This is a genomic window from Bariatricus sp. HCP28S3_F11 (assembly GCF_052065395.1).
Classification (GTDB): Bacteria; Bacillota; Clostridia; order Lachnospirales; family Lachnospiraceae; genus Allocoprococcus.
This window is the reverse complement of the sequence record NZ_JBQHUC010000036.1, coordinates 1-26,210: the sequence shown is the minus strand read 5'-3', so window position 1 is coordinate 26,210 and position 26,210 is coordinate 1. Positions and strand designations below refer to the sequence as shown.

The 26,210-nt window shown below is 39.0% G+C and carries 27 protein-coding genes and 2 pseudogenes; 4 read left to right on the top strand and 25 right to left on the bottom strand.

All coding sequences use genetic code 11. The features are described 5' to 3' along the window. Window positions 1-399: 399 nt before the first annotated feature. The 8 genes from ACTNBR_RS13815 to ACTNBR_RS13780 form a co-directional block, all read right to left on the bottom strand. Window positions 400-774 (bottom strand): TnpV protein, encoded by a 375-nt coding sequence (locus tag ACTNBR_RS13815; protein WP_055261448.1) that lies wholly within the window; start codon window positions 772-774, stop codon window positions 400-402. 4 nt (window positions 775-778) lie between these two features. Next, window positions 779-2,194, bottom strand: coding sequence for a plasmid recombination protein (locus tag ACTNBR_RS13810; protein ID WP_305144651.1), 1,416 nt, complete (start codon window positions 2,192-2,194; stop codon window positions 779-781). A gap of 291 nt (window positions 2,195-2,485) precedes the next feature. Continuing rightward, window positions 2,486-2,713 (bottom strand): DUF5348 domain-containing protein, encoded by a 228-nt coding sequence (locus tag ACTNBR_RS13805; protein WP_022092901.1) that lies wholly within the window; start codon window positions 2,711-2,713, stop codon window positions 2,486-2,488. Between the two features lie 191 nt (window positions 2,714-2,904). Then, window positions 2,905-3,138 (bottom strand): complexin-2, encoded by a 234-nt coding sequence (locus ACTNBR_RS13800; protein WP_427786934.1) that lies wholly within the window; start codon window positions 3,136-3,138, stop codon window positions 2,905-2,907. A 71-nt stretch (window positions 3,139-3,209) separates the two neighbouring features. Continuing rightward, complete coding sequence (locus ACTNBR_RS13795; RefSeq protein ID WP_022092900.1) at window positions 3,210-4,277, bottom strand: AAA family ATPase; 1,068 nt, start codon at window positions 4,275-4,277, stop codon at window positions 3,210-3,212. A gap of 124 nt (window positions 4,278-4,401) precedes the next feature. Continuing rightward, a complete protein-coding gene (locus ACTNBR_RS13790) occupies window positions 4,402-4,722 on the bottom strand; it encodes a plasmid mobilization protein (protein WP_022092899.1) in 321 nt (106 codons plus the stop codon). Then, window positions 4,712-5,827 (bottom strand): site-specific integrase, encoded by a 1,116-nt coding sequence (locus ACTNBR_RS13785; protein ID WP_055261453.1) that lies wholly within the window; start codon window positions 5,825-5,827, stop codon window positions 4,712-4,714. The genes ACTNBR_RS13790 and ACTNBR_RS13785 overlap by 11 nt, the downstream gene beginning before the upstream one ends. 2 nt (window positions 5,828-5,829) lie before the next feature. Further along, window positions 5,830-6,024, bottom strand: coding sequence for a hypothetical protein (locus ACTNBR_RS13780; RefSeq protein WP_005611072.1), 195 nt, complete (start codon window positions 6,022-6,024; stop codon window positions 5,830-5,832). Between the two features lie 183 nt (window positions 6,025-6,207). Between ACTNBR_RS13780 and ACTNBR_RS13775 the strand changes: the two are divergent. Next, window positions 6,208-6,654, top strand: a pseudogene (locus tag ACTNBR_RS13775) (helix-turn-helix domain-containing protein); the annotation flags it as partial. Window positions 6,655-6,857: 203 nt separating this feature from the next. Here the strand turns inward: ACTNBR_RS13775 and guaA are convergent. The 6 genes from guaA to ACTNBR_RS13745 all read right to left on the bottom strand — a co-directional run bounded on the left by guaA (window position 6,858) and on the right by ACTNBR_RS13745 (window position 12,159). Beyond that, window positions 6,858-8,399, bottom strand: coding sequence for a glutamine-hydrolyzing GMP synthase (gene guaA, locus ACTNBR_RS13770; protein WP_441018710.1), 1,542 nt, complete (start codon window positions 8,397-8,399; stop codon window positions 6,858-6,860). Window positions 8,400-8,464: 65 nt separating this feature from the next. After that, on the bottom strand, window positions 8,465-9,472 hold the full coding sequence (locus tag ACTNBR_RS13765; RefSeq protein WP_441018712.1) for a helix-turn-helix domain-containing protein: 1,008 nt from the start codon (window positions 9,470-9,472) through the stop codon (window positions 8,465-8,467). Between the two features lie 171 nt (window positions 9,473-9,643). Continuing rightward, window positions 9,644-9,940: a hypothetical protein gene (locus ACTNBR_RS13760; RefSeq protein ID WP_441018714.1), complete on the bottom strand. Its 297-nt coding sequence runs from the start codon at window positions 9,938-9,940 to the stop codon at window positions 9,644-9,646. Window positions 9,941-9,996: 56 nt separating this feature from the next. Then, window positions 9,997-10,857, bottom strand: a complete 861-nt coding sequence (locus ACTNBR_RS13755) for a DNA glycosylase (protein ID WP_441018716.1) — start codon at window positions 10,855-10,857, stop codon at window positions 9,997-9,999. An 8-nt stretch (window positions 10,858-10,865) separates the two neighbouring features. Further along, on the bottom strand, window positions 10,866-11,546 hold the full coding sequence (locus tag ACTNBR_RS13750; RefSeq protein ID WP_441018718.1) for a GrpB family protein: 681 nt from the start codon (window positions 11,544-11,546) through the stop codon (window positions 10,866-10,868). A gap of 136 nt (window positions 11,547-11,682) precedes the next feature. After that, a complete protein-coding gene (locus ACTNBR_RS13745) occupies window positions 11,683-12,159 on the bottom strand; it encodes a DUF554 family protein (RefSeq protein WP_441018720.1) in 477 nt (158 codons plus the stop codon). Window positions 12,160-12,479: 320 nt separating this feature from the next. On the opposite strand from ACTNBR_RS13745, the gene ACTNBR_RS13740 reads away from it, so the two are divergent. Continuing rightward, window positions 12,480-12,833 carry a cupin domain-containing protein gene (locus ACTNBR_RS13740; protein WP_427808835.1) on the top strand — a complete coding sequence of 118 codons (354 nt, stop codon included), beginning with the start codon at window positions 12,480-12,482 and terminating at the stop codon, window positions 12,831-12,833. A gap of 177 nt (window positions 12,834-13,010) precedes the next feature. On the opposite strand, the gene ACTNBR_RS13735 is transcribed toward ACTNBR_RS13740, so the two are convergent. From ACTNBR_RS13735 to ACTNBR_RS13690, 10 genes and pseudogenes are all read right to left on the bottom strand, one after another. Further along, window positions 13,011-13,220, bottom strand: a complete 210-nt coding sequence (locus ACTNBR_RS13735) for a hypothetical protein (protein ID WP_441018722.1) — start codon at window positions 13,218-13,220, stop codon at window positions 13,011-13,013. Between the two features lie 66 nt (window positions 13,221-13,286). Continuing rightward, a complete protein-coding gene (locus tag ACTNBR_RS13730) occupies window positions 13,287-13,835 on the bottom strand; it encodes a tetratricopeptide repeat protein (RefSeq protein WP_441018724.1) in 549 nt (182 codons plus the stop codon). Between the two features lie 366 nt (window positions 13,836-14,201). Continuing rightward, a pseudogene (locus ACTNBR_RS13725) lies at window positions 14,202-14,357 on the bottom strand (sporulation transcriptional regulator SpoIIID); the annotation flags it as partial. Beyond that, complete coding sequence (locus ACTNBR_RS13720; RefSeq protein WP_441018726.1) at window positions 14,344-15,903, bottom strand: recombinase family protein; 1,560 nt, start codon at window positions 15,901-15,903, stop codon at window positions 14,344-14,346. The gene ACTNBR_RS13720 and the pseudogene ACTNBR_RS13725, both read right to left, overlap by 14 nt. Window positions 15,904-16,026: 123 nt before the next feature. Further along, window positions 16,027-17,574 (bottom strand): GmrSD restriction endonuclease domain-containing protein, encoded by a 1,548-nt coding sequence (locus tag ACTNBR_RS13715; protein WP_441018728.1) that lies wholly within the window; start codon window positions 17,572-17,574, stop codon window positions 16,027-16,029. Window positions 17,575-17,628: 54 nt separating this feature from the next. Continuing rightward, window positions 17,629-18,333, bottom strand: coding sequence for an RloB family protein (locus ACTNBR_RS13710; RefSeq protein WP_441018730.1), 705 nt, complete (start codon window positions 18,331-18,333; stop codon window positions 17,629-17,631). After that, window positions 18,326-19,552: an AAA family ATPase gene (locus tag ACTNBR_RS13705; protein ID WP_441018732.1), complete on the bottom strand. Its 1,227-nt coding sequence runs from the start codon at window positions 19,550-19,552 to the stop codon at window positions 18,326-18,328. The genes ACTNBR_RS13710 and ACTNBR_RS13705 overlap by 8 nt, the downstream gene beginning before the upstream one ends. A gap of 192 nt (window positions 19,553-19,744) precedes the next feature. After that, window positions 19,745-19,909, bottom strand: coding sequence for a hypothetical protein (locus ACTNBR_RS13700; RefSeq protein WP_182388447.1), 165 nt, complete (start codon window positions 19,907-19,909; stop codon window positions 19,745-19,747). Between the two features lie 68 nt (window positions 19,910-19,977). Continuing rightward, on the bottom strand, window positions 19,978-20,766 hold the full coding sequence (locus tag ACTNBR_RS13695) for an ATP-binding protein (RefSeq protein WP_441018734.1): 789 nt from the start codon (window positions 20,764-20,766) through the stop codon (window positions 19,978-19,980). Continuing rightward, window positions 20,766-21,323 carry a replication initiator protein A gene (locus ACTNBR_RS13690; RefSeq protein WP_441018736.1) on the bottom strand — a complete coding sequence of 186 codons (558 nt, stop codon included), beginning with the start codon at window positions 21,321-21,323 and terminating at the stop codon, window positions 20,766-20,768. Before ACTNBR_RS13690 ends, ACTNBR_RS13695 begins: the two co-directional genes overlap by 1 nt. 665 nt (window positions 21,324-21,988) lie before the next feature. Between ACTNBR_RS13690 and ACTNBR_RS13685 the strand changes: the two genes are divergently transcribed. After that, a complete protein-coding gene (locus ACTNBR_RS13685) occupies window positions 21,989-24,106 on the top strand; it encodes an AAA family ATPase (RefSeq protein WP_441018738.1) in 2,118 nt (705 codons plus the stop codon). Continuing rightward, a complete protein-coding gene (mcrC, locus tag ACTNBR_RS13680; protein WP_441018740.1) occupies window positions 24,103-25,134 on the top strand; it encodes a 5-methylcytosine-specific restriction endonuclease system specificity protein McrC in 1,032 nt (343 codons plus the stop codon). Before ACTNBR_RS13685 ends, mcrC begins: the two co-directional genes overlap by 4 nt. A gap of 42 nt (window positions 25,135-25,176) precedes the next feature. On the opposite strand, the gene ACTNBR_RS13675 is transcribed toward mcrC, so the two are convergent. Beyond that, entirely contained in the window at window positions 25,177-26,055 is an 879-nt protein-coding gene (locus ACTNBR_RS13675; RefSeq protein ID WP_441018742.1) for a hypothetical protein, read from the bottom strand. Window positions 26,056-26,210: the final 155 nt, after the last annotated feature.

The following is a 26,210-nucleotide window of genomic DNA, read 5'->3' as shown; positions in this document are numbered from 1 at the left end:
CTCTTGTGTTTTTAGATTTTACTAACTGCCCGGTCAGTAATAATCTAAATTTACTTGAGGTATTCTTTTTGGTCAATTCCCTTTACTCTTTAAAGTATACAGGAAGCTCCAAATAGTAAATTCTTCATTCCGTTCTTTTTCATCATTCTACGTCCTTTCTATATGGGTTTGTCTTTTCGACACATTCACCTTATCAAAAAACATAAAATGATGATAGAATCGCTCGGTCACATACGTGATACGATTCGTATCATACCCGTAAATGCTTGTTTTTTCAGTATTTCCTTCTGATTATCTATCCCTGCAAATCCGGATTTATCTTTTAGCATTCTATCATGTTCTATTCTGAAATTCCACTCTTACATTTACAAAGAGTCGCCTTTCGGCAGCCCTCTTAACTTATATATAAACGATCTCTTTCAGTACAATTTTTTCAGCACTTGTTCTGATATTATTCATCAACCCGACCCACTTCATCTGATCCCGTATCTTCAATGTTTCTGTCACACTCTGTTCTTCTGCCATCTGCTTCATTAACATTTCGACCTGCTCTCTTGCATCCCGATCAATCTGATTCAGATGTTCAGTCAGCTTTCCAGTCAATAACAGGCACTGATATCTTGCTGGTCTATACTCTTTCAGATATTGTTTCCGCAACATTCCATATTTCCCATATGTCGGTTCTTCCTCATTCAGCACCAGACCCGGCAAATAGTAATCTCCATGCAAGGTATAGCTTAATCCGTTCTTTTCATCATAAATGTGTTTTTTCATGCACTTATATCTCCATTCCTCTGTTCTTTGTTTTATTTTTCTTACGCTGCTGATTCTCCATCTCGCTCTTTTTCGCACCCCATGCTAATCTTTCGTAAATGCTTCCTTTTGGCATTTGTTCCATCCGTCGTTTTTCTTCCAGTGCTTTCTGATTATGAATATCCTGCAGTACCGCAGCCTCCACAGTGTCTATTCCCATGACACGCACAACACGATCATATCTATCAGAAACACTTTGCAACATATTCTTTTCTTCTAATAATTTCTGATTGTCTTTACGCATATCATCCAACTCTTTCTGAACACTGTTATATGCCTGTTTTGTCTTCTGGTATTTATTTTTCCATTTCTCCACTTCTTTCGTAAGTTCTTTTACCTGGGCAGCCATTGCAGCAATCTTATTCTTCATTTGAATAAATAATGGTTTAACTTTTTTATCCCGATAGGTTCCTGCACGTTCCAATGCTCCTGCTTCCGGTAGAAGCGTTTTAACCGTCCCATATTCTTTTATTTCCTTACTGACATTATCTATGATCGGCTGTAACTGCTCCCGACGTTCTTCTAGGCTTTTTAATTCTATTTCTGCTTTCTCTGCCCGCTTTTCTGCAGCTTCTTTATCCCTGACCGCCTGTTCCTTATCTTCTTTCAAAAGCTGAATATCTGCCTTGGATTCTGCAATCTGTGCAGTCAGTCCCTCATTCTCTGCTGTCAGATACTCTTTTTCCTGCTCCAGAGCCTGAACTTCCTTCTTTCGTTCTTTTTTCTTGAAATTATAAACATCCAGATGTTCCTCATGGGTACCTTTCTGTTCCCATTCAATCCCATACTGCTTTGCAATATCTGCCAGCACTTCTTTTTCGTGGTTTATCCACTGATTTAATTCTGTGTCATGTTTATTTCCACCTTGAAATCCCAAACTTTTTAATGCCTGCTTCAGTGAAACTCTGATATCCATCCCTTTTCCTTTCCAACCAGTCACATAGGGAACAAAATCAATATGCAGATGTGGTGTAGCTTCATCCTGATGAAGATAACAGCAAAATACCCGGAGAGTTGGATTCCTTTTCTGAAAATCCTGCATATATTCATTCAACACCTTCACTGCCAGTTCTCCTTCTACTGTCCCTACAGCCATGTCTTCACAATTTCCAATCTGGAAAATGACCTCATGGAATAGTTTTTCCTGTTTTCCCTGCCGGATTTTTTCATAATAATTTGTAATCTGACGGTCTTTTCTTTTCCCCACATTGTATCGCTCCACAGAATCATCAAACAACTCTTTATAAACATCTTTCAGATTTTCATTCTGGTAACAAATATTCAAGTGTACTCTGTCCGGATCTACATTTTCTGCTATGAAATCCCTTCTGTTATGAGCCAGAGAACCAGCTCCGATCATACCGCTAATTGTTCTTTTCATGGTCATGCTTCTCACCTCCCCTTCTGAAACCAGTGCCAGACATGGCACATAAATTTGTATCTTCGCCAGTTATGGCGATAAAAAGAACTCTTCGCCGGATACGGCGGTTTTGTTCCTTTTGTCAAAAGTAACGCAAAAGCACTTTCGACAGCCGTACCGTCCATCAAAAGTCCCCTTGCGCCCTGCCGGGGGCAAGACGTCCGGGGACGTCTGTTATGCACCGACCGAATCGGAGCGAAGACCTATTCCTCCCGTTGGTCGGTTTACTCCTGCGTTACTTGTATGACTGACTTATCCCGTTATTCTCGCCCGGACATATTCCAAATCTCCGCAGTATGGTGTCCCCACCAGATACCATTCCCTTGCCGGATTCATTTCCATTCTGGTCTTGACCCACTGATCGTCAACCAGCACTTCCAGCCCTTCTCCGCAGTGAAATCCTGTGTCAATCCATAAATCTGATGATAATAAACCGTATCTTCCGTTATTGCTGTTATAACCTAATCTTCCTTCTCTCATTGTGTCACTCTCCCTTCATTTATCGTTTTCCATAGGGAGCCCCGTTTCAGGGCATCCTTCACAGCCATCAAACCACCAACGCACTGTCGTTTTATCCACAACCTTCCGTCTTGCATCTTACCAGCTTTCTCCTTGTCTGCTATCTACAGGTGCGTGACACGCTCCTGTCATAGGACAGACAACAAGAACTGTTACCATCGAAAGCTTTCCGGTATTCCCCGCCTGTCCAGATATTCCTGACGGGACTTTTCCCGTTCTTCCTCTGTCGGAGCAGTTTTCGACTGTGTATATAACTGCCGGTTTGCCATACGCTCCACTTTCTCCATAAGCCCTTTGCAAATTTCCTCCGAACAGCTTTGATCTTCCATCAAATGATAGGAAACCAGCTGTCTAAACAAGGCAAATGGTATCTGTACATTTTTTATTTCCATGTTGTCTCCTTTCAAGGTGGCAAGATGCCCTGTTCTTAAGAAATAGTCATCTTGCCATCTTCCTTTTATTCTGGAAGCATCCAGAACCATTGATTTCCACGTTTCACCGAATCAATCTCCAGTTCCAGTTTTGCGTTCCGTAGGGTTTTCTTCTTAATTCCTCGTTTTTCCGCTTCTTCTTCAATCTTTTTCTGTGCCATGCCACCATCAGCCAATATTTCCAACAGAAACTCCTTTGCCTTCCGGCTTTTCTGACCTCTGCTGTCACCACTGAGCAGATCATCCGCACTAATGTCGTATTCCCCGATCCACTCGAATCCAGTATCCTTATCTAATCGGAATGCAATTGATTTCCCTTCCGGTGCAAGGGAACTTTTCACATGGCATACCACACGGATTTCCGGTTCATCTTTAATCCGCCCAACAATCAGCACACTTCTGGCTGCCGCCTGAAAATCAATCGAACCCAATCCACGGTAAGAAGATTTTCCGTTACTGTTTTTGTTCATATGCCCGATCAGAATGATTGCACAGTGGTATTTCTCTGCAAGCACTGCCACACGCTTCATTAACGGACGGATTTCATTTGCCCGGTGCATATCCACCTCTGCTCCAAGAAATCCCTGTATTGGATCTAAAACTACCAGACGGGCTTTTGTCTGTATGATAGCTTCTTCCAATCTGGCATCCATCATGGTCAATGCCCGATCGTTATCATCAATTACCATCACTCTGGAACAATCTGCACCAGCTGCAAGAAGTCGAGGCTTGATAGTATCGCCCAATCCATCTTCTGCAGTCTGATAAATAACATTCACAGGTTCTATCGGGCTTTCCACTGGATTCGCATCAGAGTCAACGTTCTTTTCTGCTCTATCCTTCTCGTCTGTTGCCTGTTGTTGCTCTGGAAGAATTTTTTCGCCTTTGGTCAACTTCGCAATAATCTGAAGTACCATCGTAGTCTTTCCTTCTCCCGGATCTCCCTGAATAATCGTTACTTTTCCAAAAGGAATAAACGGATAGAACAGCCATTCAATCTGCTCTACTTCCACTGATTCCATATTTATCAGCTTCAGATCCGACTCCGTCCTTTTTATTTCTGTTTTCTTTGTCTCTACTCTGTTCGTTTCCATCGTTCCTCCTTATTTTCCCGTTGAAAGGAAGTGGAGATTTTGATAGAATACTCGTAGAAAGTTTTTGGTGAGTATTCTACCAAATCTCTGCCTTTAGGTGTTTGCCGACACTTAAAGGCATTTTCTATTCTTCCTTCATGCCATCCATCGTCACTGTGATCAGCCGGATTACTTCCAGTAAATCCTCCGGCACATCATCACCCTTTTTCAAACGTTTCAGTTCATTCAGAACCTTTGCCAGTTCATTTTTCAACGCCTTATACACTCTCGGATTTCCTGTCACTACAACCTCTTTTTCCTGCAATCTTCGGATAATATAATCCTGTTTAGTCAGACCGGACAATTTAACCGCTGTTTCCAGAAGTTCATCCTCCTCCGGTGATACCCGAAAAGCTACCGTTTTATTTCTCCAACGCCCCTGTCTATCCAAACATTTAGCTGACATACGCAAGTCCTCCTTCCCTATCATTTGGTTCTTCATTCATGTTTTCTGCATCCAACTGGTCTGCCATATCCTGCTGTACGGACGGGAACAGATGCGCATATCGGTAAGTGATCTTTTCTGCTGAATGACCAACCCTTTTTCCGATTGCCAGTGCTGTATAGCCCATGTTAATCAGCAAAGAGACATGGCTGTGTCTGAGATCATGCACCCGGATTTTTTTCACACCGCTTGCTTTGCATCCTCTTTCCATTTCATGGTTCAGATAATACTTAGTTACAGGGAAAATACGGTCATCCGGCTGCAGGCTGTAATATAACTTCAAACAATCCTGCATTTCGTCACATAAGAACTTTGGCATAGTTACAGTACGGACACTGTTCTTTGTTTTCGGAGTGCTGATCACATCTTCTCCCTTTAAACGCTGATAGGATTTGTTGATCCGCAACGTTCTCTTCTGGAAATCGAAATCCGCAGGAGTTAAAGCCAAAAGCTCCCCGGATCTGATTCCGCACCAGTACAATAACTGGAACGCATAGTAGGAAAGTGGTTTATCCATCATTTCTTCTGAAAACTGTTTATACTCTGCCTTTGTCCAGAAGAGCATTTCCTTGCTTTCTTCTGAGCCGATTGTGCCAGCTTTCCTTGCCGGATTCATGCTAAGATCATAAAACTTGATCGCATGGTTGAAAATCGTACTCAACTGTCCATGGATTGTTTTCAGATAAGTAGGGGATAAAGGTTTTCCTTTCCTGCTTGTCAATTTGCGAAGCTCATTATGCCAGTCCAAAACATCCTTTGCGGTGATTTCTGACACCTTTCTTTTTCCCAGATAGGGTAAAATCTTGGACTTGATAATATTTTCCTTTGTAAGCCAGGTACTCTTTTTCAGCCTTGGTCTCACATCTTCCTCATATAATTTGCAGAAGCTCTCCAGTTCCATATCCATACTGGCTTTCTTCTGGAGTATGAACTGCTGCTCCCACTGTGCAGCTTCTCTTTTTGTTGCAAATCCTCTTTTGCATTTCTGCTTACGTTCGCCGGTCCAGTCCTGATACCGTACCATAACGTACCATGTGTTATTGCTTTCAGTCTTGTAAATTGCCATTCTTAATTCCTCCCATCGTTTGATCTCGTTCCGTAGAACTGTTCGTAAAAATACTTCCGGTCAACTTTTCCTGCAATTGTCTGGCATCCCATCGCCTGTAATTCCCTGTTCAGCCTTTTCATCAGCTTATAAGCGTAGGATTCCGATACTTCCAGAACTTCCATGACCTCTTTTACATTCATAAACATTTTACTCATTGTAAAATCCCTCCTTCGTTTCTCACTATACATTTCTGTATAGTCCGTATGATACTATACTTTTTTGTATTGGTCAAGTGTTTCAAAACAAAAATTCTATACTTTTTTGTATGGTTTCTCCTTGTCTGTACTATACATATATGCTATACTCAATTTATCAAGTAAAAGACAGGAGATATGAGCATGGCAATAGGAGAAAGAATTCATCATTTTCGACTTCTGCGTGGATTCACGCAGAAATATTTAGGTCAACAGCTGGGATTCAGCGAATCACAGGCTGATGTCCGCATTGCACAGTACGAAAAAGGCTCTCGCAGTCCAAAGGAAAACTATCTGAATGCACTGGCTGACATTTTTGAGGTCTCCCCTCATGCACTCGCTGTACCGGACATTGACAGTTATGTTGGGCTGATGCACACCTTATTTACATTAGAAGACCTTTACGGACTTCATATTGGAGAAATTGACGGAGAACTCTGTCTCCGGCTGGATAAGTCCAAAGGAACCACCTACCTTTCTATGTTTGATATGTTCTACGCATGGCAGGAACAGGCAGAAAAACTAAAATCCGGGGAGATCACCAAAGAAGAATATGACCAGTGGCGGTACAATTACCCGAAAAAAACAACATAAAAACCAACGAAAAAAGGCCTTACCAAATTGATTTCACTCAATTCAGTAAGACCTTTTTTGTTGGTTTCACACATATTACCTGACAACCACCGGATTGCTGATAAATACTACCTAAATATCCGGTGTTATCATTTTGTTATCAAATAGAACTTCTTGTGCCCGGAAATGCCCTGTTTATAAGGGTTTCCAGAATTTTTTCATTATTCAAACTCAATCGTCCCCGGCGGTTTCGAGGTCAGATCATACATGACTCGATTAACCCCTTTCACCTCATTAATAATCCTGTTCATGCACTTATTCAGCACTTCATACGGAATTTCCGCCGCCTCAGCGGTCATGAAATCACTCGTATTTACAGCCCGAAGTGCCACTGCATAGTCATACGTTCTGAAATCTCCCATTACTCCGACGGATCTCATATTGGTAAGTGCTGCAAAATACTGTCCAAGTCCGGTATCGATGCCAGCTTTCGCAATCTCTTCCCGGTAAATTGCATCTGCATCCTGAACGATCTTCACCTTCTCAGCCGTTACTTCCCCGATGATACGGATTCCAAGTCCCGGTCCCGGGAATGGCTGTCTGCTTACAAGGTATTCCGGAATTCCAAGTTCTCTTCCGGCTTTGCGCACTTCATCTTTGAAAAGAAGTCTGAGCGGTTCCACGATCTCTTTAAAATCCACGCAGTCCGGAAGTCCGCCTACATTGTGGTGGCTCTTGATCACTGCGGATTTTCCAAGTCCGGATTCGATGACATCCGGGTAAATGGTTCCCTGAACGAGGAAGTCTACCGCACCGATCTTCTTTGCTTCTTCTTCAAATACGCGGATAAATTCTTCACCGATAATCTTTCTCTTTGCTTCCGGTTCGGTTACGCCGGCGAGTTTTGCATAGAAACGATCCTGTGCGTTTACACGGATGAAATTCAGGTCGTATGGTCCTTCCGGCCCGAATACGGCTTCTACTTCGTCGCCTTCATTTTTACGCAGAAGGCCATGGTCTACGAATACGCAGGTGAGCTGCTTTCCGACTGCTTTTGACAGAAGTACGGCTGCCACGGAAGAGTCAACTCCGCCGGACAGTGCGCAGAGCACTTTTCCGTCTCCGACTTTTTCGCGTACATCCTGAATGGTCTTCTCTACGAAGGATCCCATCTGCCAGTCTCCTTTGCATTCGCACACTTTATAAACGAAATTGGAGAGCATCTTTGTTCCTTCCTGGGTATGCATAACTTCCGGATGGAACTGAACTGCATATAATTTCTTCTCTGCACATTCCATTGCAGCTACCGGACATACCGGTGTTGTTGCGGTAATTCTGAATCCTTCCGGTGCATTTGCAATGTAGTCGGTGTGACTCATCCAGCAAATGGTGGATTCGGAAACTCCTTCAAATAAAGCGGATGCAGGATCTACCTTTACTTCTGTTTTGCCATATTCGCTCACCGGAGCAGTTTCTACGCTTCCGCCCATCAGATATGCCATAAGCTGTGAGCCGTAACAGATACCCAGCACCGGAATGCCGAGTTCCAGGATTGCTTTCTCATAACGTGGTGAGGCTTCATCATAAACGCTATTCGGTCCGCCTGTGAAAATGATTCCTTTCGGATTCATCTCCTTGATCTTATCCAGGCTCAGAGTATATGGATGAACTTCACAATATACATTACACTCTCTGACACGTCTTGCAATTAACTGATTATACTGTCCGCCGAAATCGAGGACAATTACTAATTCGTTCTTCACAAGTTTTCCTCCCTATTATTGTTGTAGTGATTTTATTATAAATGAGGTCGCGGAATTTCGCAACCTCAACATTTCTTTCTCTCATCACCTTTCACAATCAGTGCGATTCCGATCACAGCCGCATACAGGACTCCGGCACACGGCCAGACGATCCAGGTTCTGTGCCATGCATTCGTATAAAAACTGATTCCCAGATAAATTGCTGTTATAACACACCAGTAAATGCTGCTGATTCTTGCTGTTTTCTTTTGCTCCATTTTCTTTTCGTAGGTGTAATCACCTTCCTGAAGGAGCATCTGATAGCAACCTCTCGTCTGTCCTGAGACTACAAATAAGAATACTGCTACAGATACGATGCAAAGGAGCACAACCACGCACCACATATATACCAGATCCCGATCGGTTACGATCGGTGCGGCAAAAAGTGGGACGGCACTGAGAATGCACAGAACGATTCCGACGATCGTACAGATTCGGTAGGTTCCTTCATATTCCGCCATGCGTTTGCGCACAATTCCTTCTACACCGTATTCCAGCGAGAACTGTTCTTTTTCCAGGTATTCGAATCTCTCCATCTTCATTCCGTGTAATACGAAAAATGCAGTGGCCGCCGCTACCATGAGTAAAAGTATGATCAGTCCTGCCCCTCCGGCCAGGTTTTCTGAAATACTGATTTTTGTCTCTTCTGCCAGTACTCCCAGTGCAAGAAGCGGAACAGGCGACAAAACACAGGTCATCACTGCCAATGCCATCTGTTTGGCGGATCCGATCCGTGCCTCCATAAATTCGGCAGCCTCTTCCATGCTGACTCTCCGAAGCACTGCTCCCTCTTCTACCGGTTCTTCCTGTACACTTACAATTTCAGGTGCCAGCTCGATTTCTTCCTTTAATAAGTAATCCGTACTGACTCCGAAGATTTCACTCAGTTTCAGAATCCGCTCCAGATCCGGAATTGATGCTCCGGACTCCCATTTTGAAACAGACTGCCGTGACACGCCCAACTGATATGCCAGTTCTTCCTGCGACCAGCCATTTTTCTTTCTCATTTCCATAATCTTTTCTGCTAAAATCATTTTCTGACCTTCCTTTCTGATAAGAAACTTTCCCGTTGCTTTTTTCTCATCGGGTATGTCTGTATCATAGGATATTTTCCGGTTGACAACCACCAATTGCGCTGTATAATTTGTCACCTATCAGTTGCATCGAACGGTATTCTTTTGAAAAAAGAAGTTCCATCTGCAGGTTTAATGACTTTTTCCCTCCAGACCTGCAAAAAAGAGCTCATAAAAATCATCTTCCCATTCCAGCTTCGGCGAGTTCTCTCCTCCGCCATTGGTGCTTCTCTTCATCGCTGCATGAAATTCTTCCCCGGCACAGATCACATCCATTTCATAGAGTTCATATCCCAGTTCTCTGCAGACTCTGCAAAATGCTGACAGTGGCTCCGCTTCTTCCCTGGTCGCCAGAAGACGGCGTTTCCACTCTTCGTTGTGCGCTGCCCTTGTCTGTAATTCATCCAACATTCCTACTACATTCATCATTTCGGTCTCCTCCTTTTTGCTGTCTGTTTACGTTGTCTCTATAGGAAACGATTTCATTACTTTGATCGTTTACCTGCTTCTAATGGTGTCCCTGCCAGTTCATAATAGAAAATGTATTGTTGAAGCACACCTTCCACTCCTTTGTATCGGCGTTTTGGAAAGCCCCGCTTATAGTGCGCCTCCATCGCCTGATGAATATGGGTATCCACCGGAAATGCCTGCAGATGATGCAGTGCAAAAAGGCAGATACAGTCCGCCACCTTCACCCCTACACCGAAAAGCTTCAGAAGTTCTTCTTTCGCTTTTTTATAGGACATGTTCAGGATCGCATCTAAATCGATTTCGCCGCAAACGATGCTTCTGGCACTTCTCACCACATATTTGCTGCGATATCCCAGGTTACATGCTTTGAGCGCATCCTCGTCAAGTCCTGCCAGTGCTTCCGGTTTTGGAAATGCATAATAAGTCTGCCCTTTGGCATTTTCCTTCTTTTCTCCATATTCCCGGCAAATATTTTCAATGCATTTGCGGATTCTTGGAATATTATTTTGCTGGGAAATTAAGAAGGACACGATCATTTCCCATAAATCCTGTCTGAGTATTCGCATTCCGGAACCAAATGCAGCCGCATTTAGCAAATAAGTATCATTCGGATTGATCTGTGCGATATAACTTGCATAATCCGTTTCCAGATCAAAATATTCTTTCCAGAAGCCTTCAAACTCCTCTTCGGTGCAATCGAACATGCACTCTTTTCCATTTTGCAGTATTTCGAGATACCGGTCTCCTGCAATCACCTGCATCCGGATTTCTCCGGAAGCAGGATCCGTCTCGCCATGAATCGGAGTCATACGGAAGCATTGTCCCGAATCACAGATCTGATAAATACTGAAATTCTCTATCGTTTTTCTAACCATTTTTCCCTCTACTTTTTCGTTTTTGCATAGCCGACTACGAGACCAAGGCACATCCCTATGCCGATACCATAGCACATTCCGAGTGACATATTTCCAAATGCAGCTCCGAACGCACTTCCCATTGCCACACCGAAACACATTCCAAGAGACATGCAGGTTCCGATATGGTTCTGCTTCTCCTGCCATGCGAGCGCCTCCTGCTCCAGTTCCTTCATAAATGCGTCTTTTCCTTCACAGTATCCGTCATTATCATAGGTAAATTCTTCTGCAAGTTTTGTCTTTAATTTAGCATATTCTTCTGCTTTTTCTTTGTTGCTTCTTAGATAATCCCGCACCGCAAGATGCCGCTGGATCTGGGCAGTATTATCTTTCTGAAAAATATGAATATGATGCGTCCGGTTATCGCCGCCTTTTCTGTAGAAGCGCCTTCCCGGAATGCCGAATTCTCCCATGCACTCGTATCCAAGAGCTTCAAACTGTGCATTCTGTCCGTCCACAAGGGGAATGTCTTTGACCACAGGCATGATGTCGATCACCGGCTTTGCCTTTAATCCCTTCACAGAAGTACTGCCGATGTGATGAATTTCCACGCAGTTTTTTCCCAGGATTGCTTTTATTTTTTTCGCCTCTTCTTTGAACTGTTTCTCCCATTCCGGATTATAGTCCACAACCTCTATTTTTCTTGCCATGATTATCTCCCCCCTCCAATATAGTATAATTATATCGCATCTCTATTAATTCATTAATCTAGAAATCTTTTAATTTCTTTGTTCCCGTTATTGATTGCGTTCCCTATATAGTAAAGCATATTTTCTCATCCAGATTCTAACTTAATATGAAATCGGCAAAAAAGCCGCTATGACCGCAAACCCAAGTGACGGAAGCCTGTTTGCAGCCCTCATTTTCTTTCCCCAGGCCAAATTTATTCCCACACAGAAGATCAAAATAGAACCGATCATAGAGAGATAATTCAGCGCGAGATCCGTCATGATCGGTTTCAGTAGTGTTGCCAGCAACGTGATCGCACCTTCGAACACGAAAACAGGAATTGCGGAAAACACGCATCCTTTCCCAAGAGAACAAGTCAAAACCATTTACAAAATTCTTATCTTTTGCATTTCCGGTTTTCCTCTTCAACCATTCGCCAAACCGCTCAAACCATTCTTCGATATTGAGCATTTCTCCGACCAGAGCGCCCAGCGCGATACAGAGGACGACCATCATTGCCTGCCCGCTCACCAGTGCGCCATTTTCAATCTTCATCACGCCCGCCGTATTGATAGCTGTTCCTAACCCTGCCATTTTATATACCTCTTATCCGTTTCTTTCGTTCGCTGCTCCTTCCAAAGTCTTGCGCATCGGATATACATCATTTTATCTCTTTATCCTTCTTAAGACAACTGACAATTGCAGAAAAAATGACTGGGGCGGGTACTGTAGCCACTTTTGCAGATATGTACCCGTCCCTCCAGTTCACCCATCCCCGCCCAGTCACCAAAATCGAAATAAATACATATGATATATCAAAAGCGTCAAAGGTTATTTCTATGATACCTCGCAATTGCACACCACATATATCTCACGATTTCAGACCATATGTAACAAATGTCGAGCAAAAAGCAATGAACAACACCAATTTCCGTACTGCCATTTGGACGGGCCGTTACGCACAGATGACTCTGATGAGCATTCCTGTCTGTTCAGATATTGGACTGGAAATTCATCCGGAAACGGATCAGATTATTCGGATCGAACAGGGAATGGCGCTGGTGAAAATGGGGCAGCGCAAAAATGAATTGAAGTTTCAGATGGAAGTCTGCAAGGATGATACCATTTTTGTTCCAGCCGGAACATGGCATAATGTGATCAATATTGGCAGAACGCCTTTGAAAGTTTCTTCGATTTATGCACCTCCCCACCACCCGGCTGGAACGGTTCACCGCACGAAAGAAGAGGCGGAGGCGGCTCACAATTAACCGGAAGCTCCCAAATTGTGATATGCATGACGCAAAAATCCCTGTATAGTTTTCAGAATCTATACAGGGATTTTCTACTGTGCAAAATCATGCAAATGGCATCATGCTCACAATACACCAAACAGTTTCTCCCAGTGGTCATCATTTATGATCCTTTCACTGGGTGCATCTGCATTTTCAAGCATACTTTCCGCGCAATTCCAAGAAAAGAAGTGGATTTTCATCAAACCTGGCTCCGATTCCATATAACGCCTTCCATTTGTCCGCTTCGAACTTTTCCTTCCACGGCAGAATTTTCTCCGAGAACTCCCCTTCCTGCTCATCCAACAAAAATCCGTTTTTCGTAATTCGAAAACGCAGTCGCTTCTGTATTTCTACTTGTTTCATCTCCTATATCCTCTGTTCCCCGGTTTGCAAATTGTTTCCAGACCGCTTATTTTATATAAAGCAATTTTACATAAACGGCAGATCTTCATCAAAGGAATCAAAGTCATCGTCTTCCTCGTCAAAATCCGGGAAATCAAAATATTTCTCCAGATACTCTTCGTATTTCTGAATCGCCTTGTCGATCTGCTTTTTCTCTTTTTTCTTTCCTTCTGCTTCATACAATTTAGATGCAGCCGTAAACATAATATCATTTTCATCTAAACAATCTGTTTTATCAAAAATAAACTGATCCACCAGCTTCTCCGCTGCATCAAATTCTTTTGTTTTTATATAAGCGTAAACTCCTGCCGTTGCCGCCATAATATTTTCAGGTTCTTTCTGTATCCACTCTTTACAAAATCGAACCGCTTCCTCCGTTCGTCCGAGCGATTCGAGGGCAGATGATTTTCTGAATTTCAAATCAGAACCGGTATAGTCCGGCCAGCTGAACATAGTGAGCAAATCATCGCACATTTTCAGCAGTATCTCATGCTCGCCTCTCATATCCATCTCATCAAAGCAATCCTCAATCCATCCTTGAATATCGTATTCATAATCGGTAATATCATCGATCATTTCTATTTCGGATGCAAAATTCGGATTATTCTGTCTTTCTTCGCGAACAATTTCCTTCAGAAGCTCGAACGCCTACTGCCAGCAATTTCCATCCGCTTCTGCACGAATCATATTGTTATAGCATTTTGCCGTCAGTTTATTGAATGTTTTCCATTTCTTATTCTGCATACTATTTTCTCCATATGTGTAAGTAAGTAACTCGGTTTACTGTTTGATAGAATTGCTCCAATTTTTCATTATACTCTTTTTAGGGGATGATGGAAACATAAATATTGCAGTACTGAGAACTATTTATTGAGGGGAAACTATGTTCTGGACATGAAATGTGAAATGGTTGGGAGCACAGCAAGCTTCCAACCACTTTCTTCAATGATGTTCCATATGTAAATATTTTTCTCGGGTGGCAAGTCCACCGCGGATATGGCGCTCGGACTTGTTAAGATCCAGTATCTTCCGTGCATCTGCTGCTAAAGCCGGGTTGATCTGGAGGAGACGTTCAGTACAGTCTTTATGTTTGGTCGTTACAATTTAGAATGGTTTTATTTTCTTCAATTAATACTGACTCATCTAAACCAAGATCACCAAGTAAGCGTAAATAAATATCTGCATTTCCATCTTTATCTACTTCTATCTTCTGAATCAATCGCTTTAACTGCTGATTAGTCATCTGGTGTACATCTGTGATGTCCTCAATCTCTTTAAATGTATTATTTAAAATATCCTCTAACTGTTCTCCCTTGGTTAAATGATAAGATACCATCTTGAGTTCATTTTCTATCCGCTCCATCTCCTGACGCGAACCACCAATCTTCTCATTCAACTCTTCACGTGAAATCAGATCATCCGTGTACATATCCATATATTTTTGTCTGGTCTTTTGCAATTTAGCAAGTTCTGCATTTAATTCTTTTTCGTACTCTACATTTTCATCTTTAGCTTTATATACACGCTGGAATTCATTTACCACATGAGCAATCACTTTTTTCTTTTGTTTCAATACATTTGTAAAATATTCCTGCAAAACTTCAATGAGTTCTTCCTCATCCACAACCGTTTTATTCGGACAGCTATCTGCTCCTCGCCCGTTTCGCCCGGAGCATACCCAGCGTACATATGTGTTTTTATAAGTACGAACTGTTCTTCGGAAGGACCAGCCACATTCTTTACATTTAATCAATGTAGAAAATAAATGCTTATTGCTTTGTCGTTCGTGGCTAAGATTAAATGCATCATGCCTACCTCTTAAAATTTCCTGTGCTTTTTCAAATGTCTCATCTTCTATGATTCGAAGTTCCGGCCGTTCCACAACCATCCATTCTGTCTCGTCCTTGTCTCTTCTCTGACCTGTCAAGAAATCACTGACTTCTTGCTTGCCGTTAATGATTTTTCCAGTATATATTTCATTTGTTAAAATACGGCACGTTGCATTCTGACTCCATTTGCAATTTCGTTTTGTCTTATAACCTTTTTCATTTAACATATTTGCAATCTTGGCAGCACCGTATCCTTCTTCTGTGTACCACTTGTAAATCTGCTTTACAACTTTAGATTCTTCTTTATTGATTGCAAGATTAAAGTAATCTCCGATTGTTTTGTCATATCCATATACAATATTAGGAACTCGTCCCTTTTCTGCGTTCATCTTCTTGCCGAATTTTACACGCTTGGAAGTATTCGCACTTTCTTCCTGTGCCAGAGCTCCAAAAATGGTAAGTACGAACTCGCTGTTTCCCATGCTGGTCATATTCGCTGTAAGAAATTGTGTTTCGATTCCCAATGATTTCAGCTTACGGACATTTTGTAAAAGATCTACAGTATTTCTGGCAAAACGAGAGATGTCTTTTACAACAACCATGTCAAATAATCCATGCTCTGCATCAGACATCATACGAAGAAATTCTTTACGATTTTTAATTTTAGTTCCGGAAATACCTTCATCTGCATATAATCTTACTAAAGTGTCCCCTGTGCGTTTTGTGTATTCTGAGAAGAATTCCTTTTGAGCTTCCAGACTATTGAGCTGATCAGCTTTGTCGGTGGAGACACGGCAATAGGCTGCAATGTTCATAGTGTTACCTTTCTGTTATAGCTGTATCGTTCTGTTACATCTTTTATTATATATAAATCTAATAATTTGTAAACCTAGAAAAGGGAATGTTTTATCTTTTCATTCCCTTTTGCCCATTAGATATTAATTTTTGTATCCGGTGTTACAATATGGGTGTGTAATCTGCCCATTTTCTGCACTTCCCAATCCTCCATCACGTTTTCTAACAATATGATCTACAGAAGTCGAATTAACATGAACAACTCCTCCACATATGCCACACCTTACAACTGACTTTAATGCTGTGGAAATATATGTTTCACTTTTTCTATTTGCATTAAAACTTTCTCCAATCTCATCCTCATCATTCACTAAATTAATTTTATTATATTTTTTCTTAATAGCTTGTCGTATATCAAATTCATTACACCCATCGGCTAATGAATCCATTATAAGAACAAACAACTCTTTTAATGGTATAGCACTTTTTTTCGTAGAACGAAGATTCCTGTTTATTTGATCAATAATGTAATCATTTTTATAAATAAATTCTTCAAACTCCGCTCGTACTGAAGTAAATTTATCAAATTGTTTTTTTTGCTTTAATTCTCTTACAAAAAGTACTGTTGCGTAAAAATTTGCCGGCTTAAAATTACCTTTCTTAGAATAGAAATATATAATCGGATGTAATCCTAATGACCCCGGATTTTTTGAATTAATAATTTCTAATATCTTTTTTGTATTTTTCAATACTTCTAAAGTTTCTTTTCCCTCCTGGTCCTTTTCCTCTGATATGACGTCATTAGAATAAACAAGTAAATCACATATCAATTGCAAATCCATCTGATTTTTCCCAGCAACGGCAACATCTAATGTCGTAATAGGTCTTTTTGTTTTTGGTAAAAAAAGTAAATCATTTATTTCTTTTGCAACACTTTCTATTTGCTCTTGTATTTCTAATTCGAATCCTTTCCAATATTTATACCCACTCCCCGAATATGCAATCGCTCTTGCTGCAATTCCCAATGGTTTATTTCTAGCTTCTAATATTTTTAATTCTGTTGTATTAATAGGTACGGCTTTTTGATTGATATTAAAAAATGATTTTTCTGCAACAGATACATCACCTTCTATCCATTGAATATCAAATGCAAACGATTCTAATCCCATTGCTTTTTTACGAATATCTTCAGAATATTTTTGTGGATTTTTTAATGCATCCTGATACAGGCTATACCGACCAATTTTCTTTTCTATCTGAATTCTAGCTTTATTTGCCAAACTTATTTGTTCATCGCTGATTCTTTGATTATAAAATTCTGTTGAAATTTCTCCATCTCCATAATCATCATTAATCCATGCCATAAACGCACTCAGTCTGTGTGCTCCATCTATAACAAATGTCGCTCCAACAGAATTTTGCCATAAAATTATTGATGGTATAAAATGTCGTTCTAATATACTATCTATAAAATTTGTAATTTGAGTCACATTCCAATCTCTAGTTTCTCTCTGAAAATCAGGTTTTCGAAGCATAAATCTCATAGCCGAATCAACTCTTAAATCATTAGCTTTTAATTGTTTAAAACGATTTGAAACCGCATATCCTGAATCAACATGAAAATCCTCTCTTACTATCATTGCATCCAAATTCACTGTGTTTTTCATTTGTCTTTCTCCTATAACTATCATCCAGTCACCTCCATAATTACTACTAATATTATGATTGGTAACTTCAATAATATTTTATTTTAAAAAATTTTTTATCTCTTCTGGCAAATATTTCGCCAATTCCTCCACCAACTCATACACCTTCGTTCCTGGTGCAATCTCCGCCGGTGTCTTTCCTTTTCCATTGTTAATAATCCGTTTCGCATATCGAATTGCCAGCTTCGGGCTTCCACCATTCATCAATATTTCAAATATGTTATCCATATTCTTCTCATACTTCCCAATTCCCAGTTCCTGAAATTTCTCATTCAAAAATTTCTTATACTCGGATCTGTGATTATTCGCTGTGTAATATGCAAAATGCAACATAAACCAGAATTCGATACACTCGTTACTCCACGCCGCATGATACTGAATATCCGGATTCTTTTGATTTAATACTTCTGCCCGCTGGACTACTCCATTGACATCACTGGATGGAAAGCTGTCTTTATCATAGACACACCATATCTGCCCTTTTGTGATCTTATTCTCACGCACATACTCTTCAGCCTTTCCGATTACCCGCATCGTCTCAGCCTGGCAGCCTTCAATTTCAATCAAAACCATATCTCGATAAATAGGATTATCTTCAATATACCGTTTGAATCCTTGAAAATATTTAGGTTCCGTTGCTTGTCCTTCGCAGAAAATATAATAGCGGAATTCTTTCTTTTCCAGATATTCCTGCCGACGTTTCTTCTTCCAGTTGTCTTTCTCTTTTCTGCCTCTTTTAGCCATTCACCGTCCTCCAATCTATAATCTTTCTGAGGTATGGATCTGCACCATATTTCCCTTCCAGATACTGTTTATCGAACTTGGCATCCTTCCGTACAGACTCACCTTTCTTATTTTTAAATTCTACAAGAGAATATAATTTTGAGTTCTGACGGTTTCCTTTTGCTACAAACCAGATTTCATCTCTTCTAAATACTTCACTGTTCATAGTAGACAGATCATGTGATGTAAAAATCAACTGTGCACCCTTTTTATTTTTTTCCATATTACTGAAAGTCATAATAAGGTATTTAAGTAATACCGGATGTATCTTTGCATCCAATTCATCAATCACAAGTGTCGTTCCTCTCAATAAACTTTTTGCAATAAATGGGAGCAATCCAAATAATTTCTTTGTTCCACTGGATTCATCAAATAAATTCAATTCTGCTTCATATTCATCTACTACGTGTTTTGTAAATACTTCGATCCGGTCATTCTCCTTTTCTTCTACACGGAAATCTACAATATCCAAATCCATCTCCTGAATCATCTGAAGCATCAGTCTTTTTACATCCTCTGACTTAGAAATAGCCATTCGTAATTCCTGCATAGGATTTCCATAATTCAAGAAATCAATCTCTTCATCAAACCAGTCAAGCACATCCTGTACCACTTCATTTTTGCTGTAAGTAATTCCAAGATACGATAACAACGGTAATGTATCGGATAATTCATCACTGGTTTTCAATCTTGCAAATGCACCTTTCAAAGTAATTTCATCTTCATCTCGTTCAAAAAGTGCTGATTTCCGCCCTGTTTCTAATTTTATACGATCCAGCCTTTCGTATTCGATTACTTCTTTTTTTACAGTTAATTCATAGCGATACTCTGCCATTGTTGTTCTAAAAAACAGTTCAAATTCTGTTGGCTCATTTCTTGTTCCCTCATCAAAAGCAAATGGCTCTATCACAAGCTTTTTCATTTTCATCGCGATCTCTTCGTTATTACTTGTCGCATATAATGGCCTCAGTATTTTCGTAACCAGACTATGCAATGCTTCAAGGACATTAGATTTTCCTCCACCATTTGGTCCGTATACAGCAGATACCGGTAAATATAATTCCTCATCTACATCTTTTATAATTCTGTCTTCATGCTCAGAAATGGCGGCAGCCTGCATGTCAAATGTTACCTCATCTCGTATACTCTTAAAATTTTTCACTGTAAATTGGCATAACATCTTATTTACCTCCATTAGTCCAAACTTCTTGCCTATATCCTTATTATATTCCGTTTTTTTATTTTAGCAATAGTTTTATGAGATAAAATCTCATATTTTATATTATAATTTACATTTCGGCAATTTTCGACAAAATTATACACCTTAGACTTCATGTTAATGACTTTCTATCCATTCCTCATCTAATCCGCTTTATTCCAGTTCACATTCATTTGTTTCCATCTGCACCATATTCTCCCGCAATATCTTCTCCACTTTCTCAGTATTCGCTTCTATCATCACTTTCAATATGTAATCGGCGGTCACTTCCACCGGATTTGGATTATGAAATCGATAGTTCAGTTTTCTTTTCGCCACGGTGAAGTTTCCACCTCCTCCCTGCTCACTCTTTGTCCATTACTATGAAAATTCCTTCTGAAATAGTCCTAGATTTTCAGAATGTTTTTCATAGTCTGCATATTGTCATTTGCCATGGCTTCACGTCTGCTGACTCCATCAATCTTTACCGGAATACATCTCTCCAGAATTCTGTCATAAATTCTTTTCTTCTCAATCTTTGTCTCCTGTTTTAATTGTACTAAAGGAATATTTGTTGTGATAATCAAAGGTCTTCCTAATCGGTATCTCCAATCAATCACACTGAAAATATTTTCTAATGCATACTCACTGCTCCGCTCTACACCAAGATCATCAATGATTAGAAGCTCATATCCATTCAATGATCTGATGTATTCTGTCTTATCCTCGGCTGCGAACAGATCATTTAATATTGTATTGAAATTTGTCATTTTCACGGTAACTTCTTGTTCCAGTAATGCATTTGCAATACAGGCAGCCAGATAACTTTTTCCTGTCCCAACTGGTCCCCAGAACAAATATCCCATATGGTTTTGCTTCATTTTTTGCCAGTTTGTTACATATTCTTCTGCGATTCTTATAACGCCACTATCTCTTTCTACATTTTGAAATGTAAATCCCTCCATTTCTTTTTCCTCAAAGCAGATTTTCTTATTTCTTGCGATTAGCTCCCGATGCTCTTTTTCTTTATAATATTGTGCCTCTTCTGCATATGCCTTCCTTTCACACGCACACTGCCTGTGATGCTTTCTCATTTCAAGCAAGGAACCTTTTGGATAAAATGCTTCTACGGGTTCTTTACAAACAGTACAATGCATCAATCCATCTGCGCCTAAATATGTTTGTATCTCATACATCACAGGCTTTCTCCCTCCTCACACTCATAATTCATCTTTTGATTCTTTATACTGTAACTACTTACTCCATACTTATTACTTGAGTTATTTTTCTCTATTACTTTATTAGATGCCGTATTTATCTCCTTCGTAGAGTTATCATTCTGACCATATGAAAGCTCATTTTTAAACTCTCTATCGGCTTTCTTTATATCTGTCTGTAATTGTACCTTTCCAGAAACCTCTACTTTGTCTGGTATCATTACATACATATGTCTTGGTTTTGAAAATCCACCAAATTTCCGAATTAGCAGTCCTGCATCATCTAGTTCTTTCAAAGCCTTTTTAACAGAAGATTTGCACTTCCCGGTTTTCTGCGATAATTCTTCAATTGGAAATACTGCATATACTCTTCCGTACTCATCTGTCCAATTATTCTTTCGTGATATTCTCGCCCGGTCATATAACAGCATATAAATAATTCTTGCATTCTGACTTAGCTGTAACTCCAGCAAGAATTTTGGAAATTGATAATACTGCATCTGCCGCTCCTGCTCATTCATGTACAAATATTTCATTTGTTTCTTCCTCACCTTCTCAATATTTGAGGAAATATATTTTTGAATTTTATATCCACAAAAATTTATCCCTCTATATATACAAAGGAAGAGGGCATAAAATACAGCCCCCTCATCAGAATTTTTTTAATTTTTTCATAATTTCATTACTGTGCATCCCAAAATTCCGCATAATCTTAAAGATAAGCAGAGAACCAGTTAAAGTACTATAATCCCTAGTGAATCTCGCTCTTTGTTATTTCTTTCTTCTTTTTAATCTGAATTTTTATACAAGAGCAAGATCCACCTGTGTTTAACAAGTTTATTCTTGATGAATATTCTATTTTTATCCTCTTGATTCAATTTCATCTTCATCTAATTAGCTTCCATCAAAGATTTCCGCACCATTTACATGATATTTTCTTTCAAAATTTTCAAAAAGAGCACCCGGCTTCTGCCAGATGCTCTGTAAAAAATATTCAATTTTTATCTGCTTACATTTTCAATGTAGCCAATATAATATTCCTAATTTCTAAATATTATTTTCGATTATTACAATACGGTATTACCCGGGTGGATCTTGCTCTTCTCTTTCAATATCAATATAATTCTATTTTTCGATAATCTATGACAGTGTTGCAGTTAAATGATATACTAATTCTAGTTTATAAATTCGGAGGTATATTATGTCGAACATTCAGATAACAGAAAATGGGTCAGGAAAATATTCTCCTGAATGGTTTTATAGCGAATCTCAGACTCCAGAATGGATTTCATTTGCTCACAAGGCTGATGAACTACGAGAAAATTTTATAAATCTTTTTGGAATAGAACGCTTAAAATCACTTTCGGGAAAAGATTTGTTAACTTCTTTATTTTATAATGACGAAGGAACTAAAACCAATCTCTGCTATAGACTTGAAATGGACAACGATATTCGCGAAGTATTTGGAAGTATTTCCGGCGGAGCAGCATATAAATTTGGATTATTCTATCATAAGAAAAATCAAAGTTGGACCTGTGGATCTCCATTAAAACCTATACGTCTTACTGAGGATGAAGCAATACAAAAAGCAGAAGAAATGCGAAATGATCTGGTTGAAGGTGCTGAAATAATATCTTCTTTTGGTCCTTTAGATTCTGAAAAAGATTACGAGCAACTCTATAAACAGCTGGAACATATCCCGGGAATCAATATGGTATGGCGCATGAAATATTACCAAATGCTCTTTCCAGCATTATTCGCTCCATTTTATGGTCAAGATATTCAGCTAAGAGTATTGCATTTCCTAAATCAAAAACCAAGTGATATTCCTTTCATTCGCATGGGACAAATTTCATTATATGCCAGAAAATGCAATGTTCCAGGAGTCGTTTTTGCTCATATTTATGGGAAAAATGTAGGATACACTAATGACACTGATGATTCTGACACAAATACTCTTTCCGATAAAAAACATAAAACTCACTACTGGATGTATACCGTCTTTGATGATAAAAGTTGGAATGAATGCCAACAAAAAGGAATCATGGTTTTAGGTATGGACGATATCGGTGATTATTCCCAATTTGCTTCCAAAGAAGCTCTCCGTCAAGAACTAATAGATGTGTACGACAGTAGCACTTCACGAAAAAATCAGGCTTTGATGGCATGGAATTTTGCGAATACAGTATCAGTTAATGATGTGATTTTTGCGAAACGCAGCAACACTCTTGTTGGTAAAGGTATTGTCACTGGAAGTTATGTCTTTGATGATCTTCGGCAAGAATATAAAAATGTCCGCACCGTAAAGTGGCTTCAAGTTGGTGAATGGGAACATCCTGGTAATGCAGTAGCTAAACGCTTAACTGATATCACTCCATACACAGATTATATTGAAAAACTTACCGCCATCTTTGCTCCAGACGAATTGGATGATGTAGACACACAACCAGAAATAGACTATCCAACTTACTCTTCTGTAGATTTTCTCTCAGATGTGTATATGAATGAACAAGATTATAAAACACTGGTAAATGTCTTAAAAATGAAGAAAAATATTATTTTACAAGGCGCACCTGGCGTTGGAAAAACATTTACTGCCAAGAGACTTGCTTATTCCATTATCGGTGCAAAAAATCCTGACCGTGTTCAAATGATCCAATTCCACCAGAGTTACTCCTACGAGGATTTTATTGAAGGATACCGACCAACCGAAAATGGATTCACAATTAAAAAGGGCTCTTTTTACAAATTCTGCAAACTGGCAGAAGAAGATGATGAAAATGATTATTTCTTTATCATTGATGAAATCAATCGTGGTAATTTAAGTAAAATATTCGGTGAATTATTTATGCTGATTGAAAAAGATAAGCGTGGTATTGAACTGCAATTATTATATTCTGATGAGAATTTCTCTGTACCCGCAAATGTATACATTATTGGTATGATGAATACTGCTGATCGTAGTCTTGCTATGTTAGATTATGCTTTAAGACGACGTTTTTCATTTTTTACTATGAAACCGGGATTTAATACGCCTGGTTTTCAAGCTTACCAAGATTATCTAAAAAGTGATACCTTTAACAAATTAATTGCTTGTGTGAAACAGCTCAATTCCAAGATAGCAGAAGATATATCACTAGGTGAAGGATTCAGTATTGGTCACAGTTATTTTTGTGGTTTAACACCAGAGACCGCCAACACACAAACTTTGTCATCCATTGTAGAATACGAATTGATTCCACTTTTAAAAGAATATTGGTTTGATGAGTCCGCAAAAATCGTAGATTGGTCTGATCGACTAAGGAGTGCTGTTAAATGATTCCTGTACAAAATATTTATTATATGCTGTCCTACGCTTTTCAATCATTACAAGCACAAAATTACAAAGATCTGGCTACAGAAAATTTTCATAATACCGCTGAATTATGTGCCGCCATTCTTGATAAGGGCATTAGCGTGCAGCTAAAACGAGGCTTAGGAAGAGATTATCTGCCAAAATCAGAATATCTTTCTACACTACAGGGAAAACTTAATATTTCTGAATCCATTAAAACTCAGACTCTGCTGAAGAAGCAAATGATTTGTACATACGATGAATTTTCAACTAATACACAATTTAACCAGATTATTAAATCTACAATGTTATTGCTTCTTAAGGCCAATATCACAAATACACGAAAAAAGAGTCTACGGAATCTATTATTATTTTTTTCTGATGTTAACGAAATTGATTTACGTTTCGTAAATTGGAACCAACATTATAATCGTTCCAATCAAAGTTATCAAATGCTAATTGGAATCTGTTATTTGATTTATAACGGACTTCTCCAGACACAGAACGACGGTACCACAAAAATAATGGATTTTTTTGATGAACAGCGTATGTGCCGTTTATATGAGAAATTTTTGCTTGAATACTATCGCAAAGAACATCCAAAACTATCTGCCAATGCCTCACAGATTGCCTGGCAACTTGATGATTCTGAGAACCAATTGCTTCCTAAAATGCAAACTGATATTATGTTGTCTCAGGGAAACAATATCCTCATTATCGATGCAAAATATTATTCACATATGACTCAGCAGCAATATGGAACAAATACCTTGCATTCCAATAACCTCTATCAGATTTTTACATATGTGAAAAACAAGGAATTTGAATTAAGAGAGTTGAAACATACCGTTTCTGGAATGATTCTCTATGCCCAGACTGATGAAGATGTCATTCCCAATAACACATACCAAATGAGCGGAAATCAGATTTCTGTGCGTGCATTGAATTTAAATCAGGATTTTTCAAAAATTTCTGAAGACTTAAACTCTATTGTTAAAGATAACTTCTCTTAATTTTTGAGGGGATCAATACTTCCCCTCAAAAATTAATCTGAACTATAAAATATGCGAATATACAAATTTCATCATTGCTTTTATGTCCATGTCTCCCTCGTTGTTATCCCATTCTTCCATATTTTTTTGAGTTTTTTCACGTTCTTTCAAATATTTCTTGTATGCATCATCTGTCAATTGTCCCCCTTCAACTATTACCAGTGTTAAGTATTCTACAAAAGTTCTAAAGTTATCAACAAGTCCTAAAATAATAACAAGTAATTCTTGTAAATCCACACAAGTATTCGGTACAATTGGCATTTCTGATATCCAATCAACGTGCATTCGTTCATCTTTATTTTTCTCTTTCTTTTGCCACTGCTCGTCTTCTCCTAGAGGAGCATTATAAAATTGATACGTCCTTTTTCCATTAAAAGAATATCTGGCAAAATCAAAATTAGCATTTACACGTTGAAATTCTTTTATCAATTTAATCAATTCTGGTAATGCAATATCTATTGTCTGCTCCATACCTAATTTTTTCAGTTCTTCTTCTAAAACTTCTAAATACTCATAGATCTTATGGCTTTTCTTTATTTTATTGTTAATTCCCAGAAAGTAATATATCGCATCTACACTACTTTTTAGCCAAAGTTCTACTCCATGCCAGAGATCAAACATAATCGGGAAAATAAGAGTATCTGCTGTTGAGCAATAATTACCGCTATATAAAATCGAATATAAACTTAATACTGCATTTCCCATATATGCATTTCCCATCACAAAGTTATCTTGTATAAATTGAGCAACATTATTTTTTCCACCAAGCGAATTATCAAAATCCCAGTTTAAAAAAGCATAGTTATTTGATTGTGTATAATCTATATCCTTTTCACCACAAAAAATCATGTGACTTTTATTATTCTCTTCTGCATTGCTCATATCTACTTCAGCCTTTCTTCATGTAATTTTCCTACAATTAATTCTATTCCTTCCTATTCTGTCAAGCCTAAATCTATTGATTTTACTGGCTTTGACGATTTTTATTTACCTCAAAAACAGAGCCGGGAGTGATGGATATCATCGTATCATGTACC

What these genes read in the sequence shown, in the direction of transcription:
- ACTNBR_RS13745 (WP_441018720.1), bottom strand. Translation starts at nt 12,159, where the DNA reads ATGGCAGGGTTAGGAACAGCTATCAATACGGCGGGCGTGATGAAGATT.
- ACTNBR_RS13780 (WP_005611072.1), bottom strand. Translation starts at nt 6,024, where the DNA reads ATGAGTAAAATGTTTATGAATGTAAAAGAGGTCATGGAAGTTCTGGAA.
- ACTNBR_RS13705 (WP_441018732.1), bottom strand. Translation starts at nt 19,552, where the DNA reads ATGTTATGCCAATTTACAGTGAAAAATTTTAAGAGTATACGAGATGAG.
- ACTNBR_RS13785 (WP_055261453.1), bottom strand. Translation starts at nt 5,827, where the DNA reads ATGGCAATTTACAAGACTGAAAGCAATAACACATGGTACGTTATGGTA.
- ACTNBR_RS13815 (WP_055261448.1), bottom strand. Translation starts at nt 774, where the DNA reads ATGAAAAAACACATTTATGATGAAAAGAACGGATTAAGCTATACCTTG.
- ACTNBR_RS13710 (WP_441018730.1), bottom strand. Translation starts at nt 18,333, where the DNA reads ATGGCTAAAAGAGGCAGAAAAGAGAAAGACAACTGGAAGAAGAAACGT.
- ACTNBR_RS13740 (WP_427808835.1), top strand. Translation starts at nt 12,480, where the DNA reads ATGAACAACACCAATTTCCGTACTGCCATTTGGACGGGCCGTTACGCA.
- ACTNBR_RS13805 (WP_022092901.1), bottom strand. Translation starts at nt 2,713, where the DNA reads ATGAGAGAAGGAAGATTAGGTTATAACAGCAATAACGGAAGATACGGT.
- ACTNBR_RS13720 (WP_441018726.1), bottom strand. Translation starts at nt 15,903, where the DNA reads ATGAACATTGCAGCCTATTGCCGTGTCTCCACCGACAAAGCTGATCAG.
- ACTNBR_RS13735 (WP_441018722.1), bottom strand. Translation starts at nt 13,220, where the DNA reads ATGAAACAAGTAGAAATACAGAAGCGACTGCGTTTTCGAATTACGAAA.
- ACTNBR_RS13750 (WP_441018718.1), bottom strand. Translation starts at nt 11,546, where the DNA reads ATGGCAAGAAAAATAGAGGTTGTGGACTATAATCCGGAATGGGAGAAA.
- ACTNBR_RS13760 (WP_441018714.1), bottom strand. Translation starts at nt 9,940, where the DNA reads ATGATGAATGTAGTAGGAATGTTGGATGAATTACAGACAAGGGCAGCG.
- ACTNBR_RS13695 (WP_441018734.1), bottom strand. Translation starts at nt 20,766, where the DNA reads ATGTATGAGATACAAACATATTTAGGCGCAGATGGATTGATGCATTGT.
- ACTNBR_RS13675 (WP_441018742.1), bottom strand. Translation starts at nt 26,055, where the DNA reads ATGAGCAATGCAGAAGAGAATAATAAAAGTCACATGATTTTTTGTGGT.
- mcrC (WP_441018740.1), top strand. Translation starts at nt 24,103, where the DNA reads ATGATTCCTGTACAAAATATTTATTATATGCTGTCCTACGCTTTTCAA.
- ACTNBR_RS13715 (WP_441018728.1), bottom strand. Translation starts at nt 17,574, where the DNA reads ATGATAGTTATAGGAGAAAGACAAATGAAAAACACAGTGAATTTGGAT.
- ACTNBR_RS13810 (WP_305144651.1), bottom strand. Translation starts at nt 2,194, where the DNA reads ATGAAAAGAACAATTAGCGGTATGATCGGAGCTGGTTCTCTGGCTCAT.
- ACTNBR_RS13730 (WP_441018724.1), bottom strand. Translation starts at nt 13,835, where the DNA reads ATGATCGATGATATTACCGATTATGAATACGATATTCAAGGATGGATT.
- ACTNBR_RS13690 (WP_441018736.1), bottom strand. Translation starts at nt 21,323, where the DNA reads ATGAAATATTTGTACATGAATGAGCAGGAGCGGCAGATGCAGTATTAT.
- ACTNBR_RS13790 (WP_022092899.1), bottom strand. Translation starts at nt 4,722, where the DNA reads ATGTCAGCTAAATGTTTGGATAGACAGGGGCGTTGGAGAAATAAAACG.
- ACTNBR_RS13795 (WP_022092900.1), bottom strand. Translation starts at nt 4,277, where the DNA reads ATGGAAACGAACAGAGTAGAGACAAAGAAAACAGAAATAAAAAGGACG.
- ACTNBR_RS13755 (WP_441018716.1), bottom strand. Translation starts at nt 10,857, where the DNA reads ATGGTTAGAAAAACGATAGAGAATTTCAGTATTTATCAGATCTGTGAT.
- ACTNBR_RS13685 (WP_441018738.1), top strand. Translation starts at nt 21,989, where the DNA reads ATGTCGAACATTCAGATAACAGAAAATGGGTCAGGAAAATATTCTCCT.
- ACTNBR_RS13765 (WP_441018712.1), bottom strand. Translation starts at nt 9,472, where the DNA reads ATGATTTTAGCAGAAAAGATTATGGAAATGAGAAAGAAAAATGGCTGG.